Here is a 13,902-nt window from a genome sequence, read left to right on the forward strand (position 1 = left end):
CCGATTACGCCGATGTGCCGACCGGGACGGGGCGCTCGATCGGCATCGCCACCATGCTCCCCCACTCCGTCCATGAGCCATCGTAGTTCCGGACTCGCCGATAGCCAAGTAGCTCGTGGAGCACGAACCAGGTGTGCGAGGAGCGCTCGCCGATCCGGCAGTACGCGATGACGTCCTTGTCCGGCGTCACGCCCTTCGCCTCGTAGAGTGCCCGGAGCTCCTCGGTGGGCTTGAACGTGCCGTCCTCGCGCACCGTCTGAGCCCACGGGATCGAGGCGGCACCGGGGATGTGGCCGGCCCGCTGCGCCGTCTCGGTCATGCCGGGAGGGGCGATGATCTCGCCGTTGAACTCGGCCGGGGAGCGCACGTCGACGAGGACGAGCTCGGCATCACCGAGACGGGGCAGGATGTCGTCATGGAACGCCCGCAGGGCGAAGTCCGGCTCGGGCAGCCGGTAGCCCGTCTGGGCATGGCCCGCTGCGTCCGTCGTGAGCGGAAGGCCGTGGTCGAGCCAGTACTTGCGGCCTCCGTCGAGGATCCGCGTGTCGCGGTGACCATAGAGCTTGAGCTGCCAGTAGGCCCACGCGGCGAACCAGTTGTTGTTGTCGCCGTACAGGACGACGATCGTGTCCGGCCCGATGCCGGAGTTCGACAGGAGAGCGGAGAGGTCGTCGCGTCCGGCGATGTCGCGGCGGATGCCATCGGAGAGCTGGCTCGTCCAGTTCCAGCCGATCGCGCCAGGGATGTGGCTCTGTTCGTAGGCGGTCGTGTCGACGTCGACCTCGACGAACCTGACCGCCGGGTCGTCCAGGTGTGCCTGGGCCCAGGTGGCGTCGACGAGGACGGCGGGATGGGTGGATGCGGTCATGGGGATCGATCTCCGAAGGTGGGCCGGTCGGTTGACCGAATGCCGAGGGACGCGACCCGGGTGAAACGGGGCCGCGGGCGGCCGCCCGGGTGGGCGGCGGACGATGCGGGCGGGTCCCCGGGGGCCGGGTCGCGATCAGCGCGACGTCCGGAGCCTCCCGGCCCGCCGGGGACACGAGCAGCGGCCCAGGATCGGATCGGCCACGAGGGAAGGCGATCGCCGACCGTCAGGCATCGCCCGAAACCCGATCGAGCCTGCTGAAGGCGGTCAGAGCGGCCCGGCAGGCGGCGACCTCGCGCTCGACCTGGCGAACGATCCACGGATCGACGCGGCTCGAGTCCTCGATCGTCACGGTTGGTCCGTACGGGCCCTCATCGAGCTCGATGCCCGCCGCCGTCCGGTAGTCGGAGCGCCAGTTCGACTGAAGCGCGAGGAGGGCGTCCCCGACGACGCGGCGGTCGAAGATCCAATCGAGATAGGTGCCGTCGAGCGCGGCGACGATATCGTCGAGGCGGATCGGCCGGCCACGATCGAGCCGCGCGACGAGGTGGAGGATGCGGGCGGTGGCGAACGGATCGCCCGACTCGGCGATCGTCGGCGGGTCGATATCGACCGCAGGCAGACCCGACGGTCCGGGCCGGAGCGTGATCGTGCCGGGGCGGGCGGTCAGGACCTCGGTGATGGTCTCGGGCATCTCCGACCTATCTACTCGGATTTCGGTCGGAGGATAGCACAGGCCCTCCCCAGGCCGGCCCTGCCTGCTGCGGGCGGCTGCGGAGATCCGCGAGTTGGCGCATCCTCTGCCGACCCATCCCCGCCGCGTCGACGCGGCCTGCCGAACCGGGAGATCGACCGTGGACCCGATGTGGCCCGAGCAACGCGCCGACGATCGGCACGCTGCCGACGAGCAGACGCCGCAACGCGCGACGTCGTCCGAGACCGTTCCCCCGGCCTGGCCCGGGCTCGGCTCCGCGTCGGGAGACGCGGGACTGCCCGCCGGCGGCCCATGGCGGGTGGTCGAGCCCCGCCGACCACGCGTGGGACTCGGGATCGCCGTCGTCGTCGTCCTCGCCCTCGCATTCTCGTCCGGTGCCGCGGTGGACCGCGCCGTCCTCGCGACCGCGCCCTCCGCCACGAGCACCGGCGTCTCGGGCAACGCCTCCCAACCGCCCCAGTTCAAGACGTTCTGGGAAGCGTGGAACATCATCCAGCAGCACTACGTGGACCGATCCGCGCTCGACCCGACGAAGCTCACCTACGGCGCGACGACCGGTCTGGTGGATGCACTCGGTGACACGGGACACTCGCGATTCCTTACCCCGGCGGAGGTCACGGCGTCGCATCAGTCGCTGTCCGGTTCCATCACCGGCATCGGGGCCCGGATGGCCCAGGTGGCTTCGCAGTTCGTCATCCAATCCGTCGTGCCGGGCTCACCGGCCGAGAAGGCCGGCCTTCGCTCGGGGGACACCGTTCTCGAGGTGAACGGGGCGCCGGTGGACGGACAGACGCTCGACCAGGTCGTTGCGAGCATCCGCGGCCCGGCCGGCACGACGGTCCGCCTGCAGATCGGGCGGCCGGGGCAGAATCCGTTCAGCGTTTCGATCGTCCGTGCGGCGATCACAGTGCCGGCGGTGAGCTGGGCGCTCGTCCCGGGCACGAAGGTCGCGGACATCCGGATCGAGGAGTTCAGCAAGGGCGCTGCGGACGACCTCAGGGCCGCGCTCACGGACGCCACCGCGGCCGGCGCGACCTCGGTCGTGCTCGATCTCCGCGACGATCCGGGCGGGTACGTCGACGAGGCGATCGGGGTCGCGAGTGTGTTTCTCTCGAGCGGGGTCGTGTACCAGGAGCGGGACGCCTCGGGAGCGATCCGACCCATCTCCGTCCAGCAGGGCCAGCCGGCGTCGGCACTGCCCCTCGCGGTCCTCGTCAACCTCGGGTCCGCCAGTGCCTCCGAGATCGTCGCGGGTGCCCTGCAGGACGCTGGTCGGGCCAGGCTCTACGGCGAGACGACCTTCGGGACCGGGACCGTCCTCCAGGAGTTCGACCTCTCGGACGGATCCGCGCTGCTCCTCGGGACCGTCGAATGGCTCACGCCCAAGGGCCGTCAGATCTGGCACCACGGGATCGCGCCGGACGTCACGGTCGCCCTGCCGACGACGTCGCAGCTCGTCACCCCGGACGTCCTCCGCTCGGGTGGGTCGGCCGCGTACGCCAAGGCGAACGACACCCAGCTGGCGGCTGCGGTCAAGGGGCTCACCGCGGGCAAGTAGCGGCTCGCCGCGGGGCGGCGAGCCGGCTCCCATGCCGCGGGCGACCGAGACCTGCCAGATGACCCCCAGGCGGGCACTCGTCCGGGGCGCAGAGGACGATGCCGGGCGCACAGGCAGCCGAATGAGCGTGAGTGGCGCGGAGGTCTCGTCGCGACTGCTGCCATCTGTCCTGTTCGCGCGCCTTCTGTCAGGAAACGGTTGACCAGTGCGCGTGTGAGGACCATCTGGCGGAGACGGCTGATCAATACGGCCGGGTCGCGGCGGAGACGGGCGGGGCCCGCGGCGGAGACGGGCGGGGCCCGCGGCGAACGCGGGCGGACCCGGACTACAGTAGCTCGCCGTGCGCCGAGGCCGTCGGCTCGCCCTCGCGGGGTCTCGGCTCCTCGCCCGGACCGTACCGCGGCTCGGATCCGGACGCGGATCCAGCGAGCGCGGCAGACTCGACGGCCATCTCGCCAGACACGGCGGACACGGCGGTGACCTCGTCCCCGCCCGGCGCGGTGGCCGCGCCGCCGGCCTCGAGGACCACGAGCGGCAAACGAGTCTGCCCTTCGATCGCGCCGACGCCGAACGGGACCCACTTGTGCGGGTCCTGGAGGCGGTGCGCCTCGGTGTTGCCGCGGCTGTGCGTCTCGTCGAAGCCTCGTGGCTCGATCCACGTCCGTTCGCCCTCGAGCAGGCCGAGGACGCCGGATTGGCCGGGCTCGGGTCGCTCCCGCTGGCAGTACGCACATCGCGTGCTGTCGTGCCGCTCGTAGGTCGGCGGCTCCTCGTACGTCGTGATGTAGCCCTCGTAGTTCCGAAGGACCACCCTGTGGTCCGAGTACGAGATGAGGTAGTTCGGCATGACCGGGATCTTGCCGCCCCCGCCAGGCGCGTCGATGACGAAGGTCGGGACGGCGTACCCGGAGGTGTGGCCGCGCAATCCCTCCATGATCTCGAGTCCCTTGCCGACCGGTGTCCGGAAGTGACCGCTCCCGGCGACGAGGTCGCACTGGTAGAGGTAGTACGGTCGGATCCGGTTCTCGACGAGCCGGTGGACGAGAGCGCGCTGGATGTGGACGCAGTCGTTCACGCCCGCGAGCAGGACGCTCTGGTTCCCGACCGGCAGGCCCGCCTTCGTCAGCTTGTCGACGGCCCGCGAGACCTCGGGCGTGATCTCGTTCGGGTGGTTGAAGTGGAGGTTGATCCAGAGGGGGTGGTACCGCTCGAGCATCTCGCACAGTTCGTCGTCGATCCGCTGCGGGAGGAAGACCGGCACGCGAGAACCGATCCGGATGATCTCGATGTGCGGGATCTCGCGGAGACCACGGAGGATCGTTTCGAAGAGCTTCGGAGCGAGCGTGAGCCCATCTCCGCCGGAGATGAGCACGTCGCGGACCTGCGGCGTCCGCCGCAGGTAGTCGAGCTGCGCCTCGTGATCCTTGCGGTTGAAGTTCTGGGTGGGGTCGCCGACGATCCTGCTCCGGGTGCAGTACCGGCAATAGCTCGCGCACTGCGTCGTCACGAGCATGAGGACGCGGTCCGGGTAGCGATGGACCAGTCCCGGCACGGGGGAGTGGCGGTCTTCGGCGAGGCTGTCCTCCATCATCGCCGTGAACGCCTGCTGTTCGCGCCCGAGCGGGATCACCTGGCGGCGGATGGGATCGTTCGGATCGTGCGGATCGATGAGGCTGATGAAATAGGGGGTGATGTCCACCCGGAACTTGTCGGGTGCGGAGAGGCCAGCCCGCTCCTCATCCGTGAGATCGAGGATCTCCTCGATCTCGTGCAGCTCATTGACCCGGTGGCTCAGCTGCCAGCGCCAGTCGTTCCACTTCTCGGCCGGCACGTCCAGCCACTTCGGAGCCCGGCGACTCACCGCCGGTCGACCGTCCGGACCGAGCGCCCTCGCCGGATCGCGGCGATTGACGAATGGCTGGTCGACCGTCGCGGCATCGACTGCCGACCGACCGACCGGAGTCTGGACGACGACCGCCTCGATCCCCTGCGCGTCCACGTCGCCCACCTCCAGCCTTCCACCTCGTCGCCGCCACGAGCCGGCGACGCATAAAGTCTATGCAGACTGTATAGGGGGAGACTATAGAGCGGCGGGTTCGGCGAGGTCCAGTGCCGGGCGCGTCGGGTCGCGCCGCGCCGGATCGCGCCTCGCCTGCGCTACTCGCCGATCACGGACCAGAGGAAGCCCATCATGATGAAGAACCCGGTGAACAGGGCGATGAGCGCGAACCCGCCGTACGGAGAGTTGGCACCCTGGTGCGGGACGAGCTGCAGCCCGATCCCGAACACGAGCGCCCACCCGATGAACAGGAGAGTGAAGAGGAAGCGGGCGTTCGGGCTCGTGATCGCGCGGACCCAGCCGGAGGGCCGTCCCTCCGCCGACATGGACGAGCGCAGCACGATCAGGAGCATGACCCCCGCGACGCCGACCGAGGCGAAGAACGGGATCGGTTGATTGATCGGGAGCAGGAACAGGTCCACCGAAGATCCTCGACCGATCGGGGAGGTGCTCGACGGGTCGCATCCTAGCAGACGCGACGCGGACCGCGACCGCCAGCCGTGTATAGCATGGGCGGTCGATGGAGTCCTCATCCGAACGGCGTAGCCGGCCACGCGCGCACCGGGCTGCCTTCTACCTTCGTGCGCCGGCCCGCAGGATGTCCCTGAGGAACCGTCGCGCGAAGGCATCGGCATGACGCGCTTCGAGCGCCTCGGGCGGGCCGTCCATCGCCATCGGCGCGCCGTCATCGTCGCCTGGGGCCTGGTCATCGCGGCAGCCCTCCCGTTCGCCCCGCAGGTCGGTGGCGCGCTTCGGGCCGGCGGCTTCACCCTCGACACGCTCGAGGCGTCGCGAGCGAGAGCGATCCTCGGCGAAACGCTCCATGTCCCGCCGTCGGCGCTCGTCGTCGTCTTCCATTCGGCCGATCTCACGGCCGGTACGCCTGCCTTCGAGCGCTCCGTCGCGTCGGCGATGGCCCGAGTCCCGGCCGCGGCCCACGTCACGAGCGTCCTCTCTCACCTGACCGCGCCGCGCCAGGTGAGCCGGGACGGTCACACGGCGTACGACGTGGTCCTCCTCGATCTCTCGCCGGACGCCTCGCCCCTTGCGCTCGGCACGGTCGGCCCGGCTCTGGGACCCGCTCCGGGCCTGTCCGTCTCACTCGCCGGAGGTCCCGCGTTCTACGGCGACGTCCAGACGGTCTCCGAATCCGACCTTCGACGGAGCGAGCTCATCTCGCTGCCCCTCGCCGGACTCACCCTCATCCTCGTCTTCGGCAGCCTCGTCGCGGCCGCCGTCCCGCTCGCCGTCGGCGGCGCGGCGGTGATCGTGGCCCTGGCGATCATCTTCGCGCTCGCGAGCGCGATTCCGATGAGCATCTTCGTCCTCAATCTGGCGACCCTCCTCGGCCTCGGCCTGGGTGTGGACTACTCGCTCCTCCTGACGAGCCGCTTCCGCGAGGAGCTCGCGGCGCGCACCGGATGGAGGCGGATGGCGCCGGGGCCGGAGCGAGAGACCGCCCGCGACGCCGCGATCGAGGAGGCGATCCGGGTCACCGTCGCCACGGGCGGACGGGCCGTCTTCTTCTCGGGCCTCACCGTCCTCCTCGGCCTCATCGGGCTCGTCCTGTTCCAGTTCATGATCCTGCGGTCCGTCGGCATCGCCGGTGCCGTCGTGGTGGGCGTCGCCGTCCTCGCCGCCCTCACGCTCCTGCCGGCGATCCTCGGCACCCTCGGCCCGCGCATCGATGCCCTGGCGGTGCGCCGCGTCACGGTCGCCGCCGACGGCGAGGGACCATGGGCGCGGCTCGCTCGCCGGGTCATGCGCCACCCGGTCGCCGTCCTCGTCCCGACCCTCGCCGCCCTCCTCGTCCTCGCCGCCCCATTCAGCCAGGTGCGCTTCAACGCACCAGACGCGACGATCCTGCCGCCGTCCGTGCCGTCACGCGCGTCGTACGACCTCCTCGCGAGCCAGTTCGGCGAGGGCGAGTTCGCCCCGCTCATGCTCGCGATCCGGACGACCGGCCCGGCGACGTCGGCGGGGAACATCGCCGCGCTCTACGACTACTCGCGCCGGCTGGCCGCCGATCCGCGGGTGAGCCGGGTCGTCGGTCTCGTCAACGTCGACCCGCGGCTCACGCTCGCCCAGTACGAGCTCCTCTATACCGCGCCGACCGGCCCGCCCGACCGCTTCGTCCAGGCGACGCTGGCCGCGACGACCGCGGGCGATTTCACCGCCTTCACCGTCTACACGCCGTACGGCCCGAACGCGGACGCCGCGAGAGCGCTCGTCCGCGACCTCCGCGCACCGAGCGGCCCGCTCGCCGCTCCACCCGGAGCGACGGTCCTCGTGGGTGGCGGAGCGGCGGACGTCCAGGACGTCGTCTCGGAGGTCGCCGCCGAGTTCCCGCGGACCGGCATCTTCATCCTCGTGACGACCTACCTGGTCCTGTTCGTCCTCCTCCGGTCGGTGATCCTCCCGCTCAAGGCACTCGTCATGAACGCCCTGTCCATCGGCGCGAGCTTCGGGGCCCTCGTCTGGATCTTCCAGGAGGGGAACCTCTCGGCGATCCTCGGCTTCCAGCCGCTCGGCTTCGTCGAGACGACCCAGCCGGTGATCCTCTTCTGCGTCCTGTTCGGCCTGTCGATGGACTACGAGGTCTTCCTCCTGACGCGGATGAAGGAGACCTGGGACCGCACGGGCGACAACACGGAGGCGGTCGCCCGGGGCCTCGAACGGAGCGGCCGGATCGTCACCTCCGCCGCGGCGGTCGTCGTCGTGGTCGCGGGATCGTTCGCCTTCGCCGACATCGTCCTCATCAAGGCCCTCGGCGTCGGCATGGCGATCGCGGTGGCCCTCGACGCGACCGTCGTCCGGGCACTCCTCGTGCCGGCCACGATGCGACTCCTCGGGCACTGGAACTGGTGGATCCCGCGCCGCCTCGAACGGTGGCTCGCCCGACGCCTCGCCTTCGGCGAGGCGGACGCCGGGATCACGCCGCGATGAACCGGAATCACGCCGCTGGCAACCGCCAACCGTGCACCCGGGCGAGGCGGGTTCAGGCCGGCCGGGTTCGGGCGCTCGTGGTCGCAGCCGCGATCGCCCTCATCGTCGGCGCCTGTGCCGGGATGGCCGGCGGTGGTCCGATACTCGCCAACGCACCCGTCGTGCGACCGTCACCGGCTCCCGCGGCGACCCGCTTGCCGGTTCCGCCCGATCCCATCCCGATCGTCTTCCCGCGGGACGACGGCCCCCACGACCGGCTCACGGAATGGTGGTACTACACCGGTCATCTCCGCGATCGCACGACCGGCGCGCGATATGGCTTCGAGTTCGTCGTCTTCCGGGCCGAGCGCGGCGACTTCCCGGTCTCATGGGCCTCGCATCTCGCGATCACCGACGAACGCGGTGGCCGCTTCCTGTATGCCCAGCGGAGCGAGATCGGACCGCAGGTGGACGGGTCGCCGCGCGATCCGAACGGCACGCCGACCGGCTTCCGGCTCGCGATCGATGGCGCGAGTCCCGGGGCGCCGGTGACCGCGTTCCCGGGGTCGTGGACGATGGCCGGTGCGAACGGCTCGGACATCCTCGCCGCGACGATGTCGCCGACGGAGGCGGCCGCCGCCGGGAGCCCGGCCGGTGTCGGCCTCCGTCTCGCGCTCTCGGCGCGCAAGCCGCCGGCGCTCCATGGCATGAACGGCTTCATCGCATTCGGTCCGGCCGGCGGGTCGTACTACTACTCGCGAACGCGGCTGGCGGCGACGGGATCGCTCGTCGTGGACGGCCGCACGCTCGCCGTGGACGGCACGGCGTGGTTCGACCACCAGTGGGGCGACTTCATCGCCGTGGGCGGCGGCGGGTGGGACTGGTTCGCGATGAACCTCGGCGACGGCACGGACCTCACCCTGTCGCTCGTCCGCGACGCGTCAGGCGGCCATCCGCTCATGTACGGCACGTCCGTGGCGCCGGATGGGACCACCACCCACCTCGCCGCGACCGACTTCTCGGTGACCGTCACGGACCGTTGGACGAGTCCTCTCACCGGGACCACGTACCCGGCCGGCTGGCGGATCTCTGTGCCTCGGCTCGCGCTTGCGATCGACCTCCGACCCACGGTTGCCGGCCAGGAGCTCGACACGCGGGCGACGACGGGCGTCGTCTACTGGGAGGGCTCGCAGGTCGTCACCGCCGTCCGCGCCGGGCGGTCGATCGGCGGCGAGGGGTACGTCGAGCTGACGGGCTACGGTCCCTGACGCCCACGCCGGCGTCCGGCGTCCGGCGTCGGCATCGTCGGGGCGTCGGCATCGTCGGGGCGAGGCATACTCGCTGACGTGCGACTGGAGCTGACCCATCGGGGCGACTACGCGATCCGGGCGATGATCGCCCTCGCCCGCGTCCCGGACGGCGAGCGCCGATCCGTCCGCCGGATCGCCGAGGAGATGGACATCCCCGTCGCCTTCCTCCCGCAGGTCATGCGCGATCTCGTCGCCGCGGACCTCGTCGCGGGTGCGACCGGGCGGAGTGGCGGCTACCGGCTCGCACGGTCGTCATCGACCATCTCGATCCTCTCGATCGTCGAGTCGATCGAGGGCGATGCGCGGAGGACGACGTGCGTCCTCCGCGGCGGCCCATGCGGCCAGGACGGTCACTGCGACGTTCACGAGGTCTTCTTCGCGGCCCAGGCCGCCCTCCTTGAACGCCTGGGCGTGGCCATGCTCGCCGACGTCGTCACCGGCCGATCGATAGCGCCCGGATAGCACGGTCCGATCCGGGCCGAATGGCCCGTCCCACGTCCGCAGTACGACGTCAAACTCGTACTCCGATGGTACGAGTTAGGAGAGGAGGCACGCAACGATGAACGGACCGGCACGGCCGCGACACGCAGGACGCCGGATCGGCGGGGGCATCGCCCTGTTCGCCGCGATCGCTCTCGCCGGCTGTTCGACGGCCGGGGCGACACCCACATGGACCTTCCCCCCAGCCTCGGCTGGCGCCGCCGCCGCGGCCGCCTCGGCCGCTCCTGCCGGGACGCCATCGCCAGGCGCGAGCGGGGCGAGCTCGGTGAGCCCGAGCCCGGCGACCGGCACCGGCGGCGGAGGCGCGTCGGTTGCCGCCGCGCCCGTGGCCGACCCGAACGCCCCTGCCTACGTCCTCCGTGACGCGACCGCGCCGGCCCTCATGACCGGGACCGTCCACGATATCGACATGCCCATCATCGAGAAGGACATCACGGTTGCGAAGGGCTTCGTGGTCCACGCGTGGACGTTCGGCGGGACGGTCCCCGGGCCCACGATCCGCGTCCACCTCGGCGATACCGTCCGCATCCACCTGACGAACGAGGGGAAGATGAACCACTCGATCGACTTCCACGCGAGCCAGACCGCGTGGAACCGCCAGATGGTCGATATCGCCCCTGGAGCCACCTTCACCTACACCTTCACCGCTGACTACGCCGGCGTGTGGATGTATCACTGCGGCACCGCGCCGGCCCTCCTCCACATCGCGAACGGGATGTTCGGGATGGTCATCGTCGAGCCGAAGGGCGGCCTCAAGCCGGTCGACAAGGAGATCGCGCTCGTCCAGAGCGAGTGGTACCTCGGCGCCCAGGGCCAGCCCGCCGACTACGCGAAGGCGAACGCCGCCGCGGCGGCACCGGACTTCGTCGTGTTCAACGGCGTCGCGTTCCAATACAAGGACAACCCGATCGACGTCCCGGTGAAGGGTCGGGTGCGGGTCTTCCTCCTCGACGCGGGACCGAACCTCGACAGCTCGTTCCACGTCGTCGGGACGATCTTCGACTCGGTCGTCAAGGAGGGGGTCGCTCTCCTCAGGGGCAACGCCGGGGGCTGGGGCAGTCAGGCCGTCGACCTGTCGCCGGCCCAGGGCGCGATCATGGAGTTCAGTCCCCAGGAACCTGGCCTGTACGTGATGGTTACCCACGCCTTCAACCTCGTCGGCCGGGGAGCGATGGGGATCATCCAGGCGGGCGACGGGAAGCCACTGCCCTGATGCGCGTACGGCTCGCTCGGGTCGGGGCGAGGAGCGGATCGCGTCAACCGATGGTCGACCGGTCGTCGGACCGCTGGATCACGGTCGGTGGCCTCGTGACGAGCCTCGCCTTCCTCGCCGTCGGCGTGGCCTCGGTCCTCGTCCCATCCGGGGCGAGGCACGGCGACTGGCTGCCGCTCCATCTCGTCCTTGCGGGCGGGGCGACCACGGCGATCGCCGCCGTCGCCCCGTTCTTCTCGGCAGCCTCCGCGGCGGCCCCGCCGGCGGATCCACGGCTCCGGCTCGCGACCGTCGTCCTCGTCGCCGTCGGTGCCGGCACCGTGACCGGCGGGTTCGCCGCCGGCGCCGGACCGCTCGCCACCGTCGGCGGCATCCTGTTCATCGCGGGCTGCATGGCCCTCCTTGCGGCGACCCTCATGCCGCACCGCCGGTCGCTCACCGGACACCGGCGGTACGTCGTCGTCACGTACGGCGCGGCCGTCCTCGACGTCATCGTCGGAGCGAGTCTCGCCACGGCGTACGTGGCCGGCTGGTCTCCGATCGTCGAGGCCTGGGCGTCGATCAAGCCCGCTCACGCCACGCTCAACCTGTTCGGCTTCGTGAGCCTCGTCATCGCCGGAACGCTCCTTCACTTCTATCCGACCGTCGTCGGGGCGCGGATCGCGGCCGGACGCGCGGCCCGGTCCGCCATCCTCGGTCTCGCGGCCGGACCGCCCCTCATCGCGACGGGATTCGCGATCGGCTCCACGCTGCTCGGCGTCGCGGGCGCCGGAACCGAGCTCATCGGCGCCGTCGCACTGGTGGCGAATGCGCGGGCGCTCTGGCTGACCCGAGCCCGATGGACGACGGATCCCGGTTGGCATCGGGTCGCGATCGGCTGCCTCACCGCCGCGCAGGGCTGGTTCATCGTCGGCGTCGCCATCCTGGCGGCGCGGATCACCGCGCTCGGCGCCGTCCCGGCGGCATGGTCGATCGACCCGCTCGTCGGACCGATCGTCGTCGGCTGGGTCGTCCAGGTCATCCTCGGGTCGGCGACACACCTCGTGCCGGCGATCGGCCCCGGAGACCCGGCGACCCACGGCCGGCAGCGGGCGACCCTCGGGCTGCTGTCGAGGACCCGTCTGGCCTCGTTGCAGGTCGGGACGCTGCTCCTGACTGTCGGGGGACTCGGGGACGTGCCCGGGCTGGCGATCGTGGGCGAAGCGACCGTCGCCGCCGTGATGGCGACCACGGTCGTCCTCATCGGCGTCTCGGTCATCGTCGGGATGCGGGCGAACGCCGATGCGCACGCCCTGAGCCGCGAACGCGCCTGATCAGCGGCGCGTCATGAATCCTCCGCTCCCCGGCGGACCTCCCGTGCGGCGAGCGCGAGGACGGCCACGACGGTGACCGCATAGGCCACGCAATAGACGCAGATCGCGTGGATGACGAACAGCTCGAGATACGTGAGGGCCGCGACGACGAAGCAGCCGAGCAGGGCGAGTCCGTACGTCGCGAGGAGCGCACGGCGATCGCCCGTCCGCCACCACCACGCGCCGAGTGCGAGCAGGGCGACGGAGAATGCGACCCCGAACACCGCGACCGGGATACCGGCCACCGCACTGTACGACGACGAGGCGACCGTCTCGCAGCCGCGGAGCGGGCCGCAGACGGGCGGCTCGCCGGCGAGCTTCGTCGCTGCGAGGTAGAGCGCCACCACGAGGCCGATCGCGGCGGAGACGGTCATCGCCGCCCCCGAGCGTCGTTCCCTCACGCAGCGGAGGATACGCTCGGACTCGGACGAGCAGTCGGCGGCGACGGGCTTGCGGCCGTGGACCCGGCCGCCGCTGCCGCCGCGCGGATCGCCGACGCGAGACTGTCGTACGAGGGAACGCCGACGATCATCCGACCGTTGACGAAGAGCGTCGGCGTCGAGGTCACGCCCTTCGCCGCGCCGGCGGCGGTCTCGGCCGCGACCGCGGCGGCGACGGTCCCGTCGGAGGTGCATGCCTGGAAGGCGGACGTGTCGAGCCCCACGGCCTGCGCCATCGCGAGCAACCGCGACGCCGTGAACGACCCGACATTCTCGCCCAGCTGGTTCCAGAACAGGTAGTCGTGGTACTCCCAGAAGCGCCCCTGCCGGGCCGCACAGCGGGCGGCCACCGCAGCGTCGTTCGATTCGTCCGGTGTATGGCCGGCGCCGAGGAAGGACAGGTCGTGGGCCACGAGGCGGACCGTTCCCGGCACGACGAAGTCGGTGATGAGCCGTGGCTCGATCTCCTGCGCGAAGCGTCCGCAGTAGGGACACTGGAAATCCGTCCAGACATCGATCGTCACCGGAGCGCCGGCGCGGCCGAGGGACCGGTCGTTCGCGAGCCCGGCCGGGATCGCGCTCGGCGGGCGGACGAGCGCCGCGGCGGACGGCACGGCGGCCCCCGAGCCGTTCCCGGACAGGGCGATCACCATGACGATGCCGACGAGCCCGATCGCCGCCGCGCCGATGGTCACGAGAGCGGTCGGCGACCGCCAGGCCGACCGACGCCCCCGGGTCCGGGCACGATCGCGCTCGGCACGGCGCTCGGTGAGCCGTCGCTCGCGACGATCGCGACGGGACGGGGTCTCTCCGGTTCGCTGGTCCAAACGTCGTCCTCCTCGGGCGATTGTCGCGCACATCCCACCACGGTGTCGGACAACGACGTCCCGCGTCTCGACGATGCCTGAGTAGCGTGGCCGGCGCGAAGGGACGACCGGCCTGTCGCCGCGGGCCGTTCGGC

At 71.1% G+C, this 13,902-nt stretch carries 12 protein-coding genes; 6 read left to right on the forward strand and 6 right to left on the reverse strand.

Annotated elements, in window-relative coordinates:
- Window positions 1-4 precede the first annotated feature (4 nt).
- Both IVW53_02915 and IVW53_02920 read right to left on the reverse strand, forming a co-directional pair.
- Window positions 5-868 (reverse strand): sulfurtransferase, encoded by an 864-nt coding sequence (locus tag IVW53_02915; GenBank protein ID MBF6604516.1) that lies wholly within the window; start codon window positions 866-868, stop codon window positions 5-7.
- Between the two features lie 226 nt (window positions 869-1,094).
- Entirely contained in the window at window positions 1,095-1,562 is a 468-nt protein-coding gene (locus tag IVW53_02920; GenBank protein MBF6604517.1) for a hypothetical protein, read from the reverse strand.
- A gap of 160 nt (window positions 1,563-1,722) precedes the next feature.
- On the opposite strand from IVW53_02920, the gene IVW53_02925 reads away from it, so the two are divergent.
- Window positions 1,723-3,141, forward strand: a complete 1,419-nt coding sequence (locus tag IVW53_02925; protein ID MBF6604518.1) for a S41 family peptidase — start codon at window positions 1,723-1,725, stop codon at window positions 3,139-3,141.
- A 325-nt stretch (window positions 3,142-3,466) separates the two neighbouring features.
- Here the strand turns inward: IVW53_02925 and ablA are convergent, their stop codons facing one another.
- Together ablA and IVW53_02935 are read right to left on the reverse strand one after the other, a co-directional pair.
- Complete coding sequence (gene ablA / locus IVW53_02930; GenBank protein MBF6604519.1) at window positions 3,467-5,002, reverse strand: lysine 2,3-aminomutase; 1,536 nt, start codon at window positions 5,000-5,002, stop codon at window positions 3,467-3,469.
- Between the two features lie 296 nt (window positions 5,003-5,298).
- Window positions 5,299-5,622, reverse strand: coding sequence for a hypothetical protein (locus IVW53_02935; GenBank protein ID MBF6604520.1), 324 nt, complete (start codon window positions 5,620-5,622; stop codon window positions 5,299-5,301).
- Between the two features lie 211 nt (window positions 5,623-5,833).
- Between IVW53_02935 and IVW53_02940 the strand changes: the two genes are divergently transcribed.
- From IVW53_02940 to IVW53_02960, 5 genes are all read left to right on the forward strand, one after another.
- Window positions 5,834-8,146 (forward strand): MMPL family transporter, encoded by a 2,313-nt coding sequence (locus IVW53_02940; protein ID MBF6604521.1) that lies wholly within the window; start codon window positions 5,834-5,836, stop codon window positions 8,144-8,146.
- Window positions 8,143-9,393, forward strand: a complete 1,251-nt coding sequence (locus IVW53_02945; protein ID MBF6604522.1) for a hypothetical protein — start codon at window positions 8,143-8,145, stop codon at window positions 9,391-9,393. Before IVW53_02940 ends, IVW53_02945 begins: the two co-directional genes overlap by 4 nt.
- A gap of 78 nt (window positions 9,394-9,471) precedes the next feature.
- Window positions 9,472-9,897: an Rrf2 family transcriptional regulator gene (locus IVW53_02950; protein MBF6604523.1), complete on the forward strand. Its 426-nt coding sequence runs from the start codon at window positions 9,472-9,474 to the stop codon at window positions 9,895-9,897.
- Window positions 9,898-9,994: 97 nt separating this feature from the next.
- On the forward strand, window positions 9,995-11,149 hold the full coding sequence (locus IVW53_02955; GenBank protein MBF6604524.1) for a multicopper oxidase domain-containing protein: 1,155 nt from the start codon (window positions 9,995-9,997) through the stop codon (window positions 11,147-11,149).
- Between the two features lie 50 nt (window positions 11,150-11,199).
- On the forward strand, window positions 11,200-12,462 hold the full coding sequence (locus IVW53_02960; GenBank protein ID MBF6604525.1) for a hypothetical protein: 1,263 nt from the start codon (window positions 11,200-11,202) through the stop codon (window positions 12,460-12,462).
- A gap of 11 nt (window positions 12,463-12,473) precedes the next feature.
- On the opposite strand, the gene IVW53_02965 is transcribed toward IVW53_02960, so the two are convergent.
- The gene (locus IVW53_02965) at window positions 12,474-12,902 is read right to left on the reverse strand and encodes a vitamin K epoxide reductase family protein (GenBank protein ID MBF6604526.1); all 429 of its coding nucleotides are present in this window, start codon (window positions 12,900-12,902) and stop codon (window positions 12,474-12,476) included.
- Window positions 12,899-13,768 carry a thioredoxin domain-containing protein gene (locus tag IVW53_02970; GenBank protein MBF6604527.1) on the reverse strand — a complete coding sequence of 290 codons (870 nt, stop codon included), beginning with the start codon at window positions 13,766-13,768 and terminating at the stop codon, window positions 12,899-12,901. The genes IVW53_02965 and IVW53_02970 overlap by 4 nt, the downstream gene beginning before the upstream one ends.
- Window positions 13,769-13,902: the final 134 nt, after the last annotated feature.

It is taken from the genome of Chloroflexota bacterium (genome assembly GCA_015478725.1).
In the GTDB taxonomy this organism is placed as follows: Bacteria; Chloroflexota; Limnocylindria; order Limnocylindrales; family CSP1-4; genus C-114.

Bases quoted from the DNA above. Each gene is read 5' to 3' on its own strand.
- IVW53_02945 (MBF6604522.1), top strand. From the start codon at position 8,143: ATGAACCGGAATCACGCCGCTGGCAACCGCCAACCGTGCACCCGGGCG.
- IVW53_02955 (MBF6604524.1), top strand. From the start codon at position 9,995: ATGAACGGACCGGCACGGCCGCGACACGCAGGACGCCGGATCGGCGGG.
- IVW53_02960 (MBF6604525.1), top strand. From the start codon at position 11,200: ATGGTCGACCGGTCGTCGGACCGCTGGATCACGGTCGGTGGCCTCGTG.
- IVW53_02915 (MBF6604516.1), bottom strand. From the start codon at position 868: ATGACCGCATCCACCCATCCCGCCGTCCTCGTCGACGCCACCTGGGCC.
- IVW53_02920 (MBF6604517.1), bottom strand. From the start codon at position 1,562: ATGCCCGAGACCATCACCGAGGTCCTGACCGCCCGCCCCGGCACGATC.
- IVW53_02940 (MBF6604521.1), top strand. From the start codon at position 5,834: ATGACGCGCTTCGAGCGCCTCGGGCGGGCCGTCCATCGCCATCGGCGC.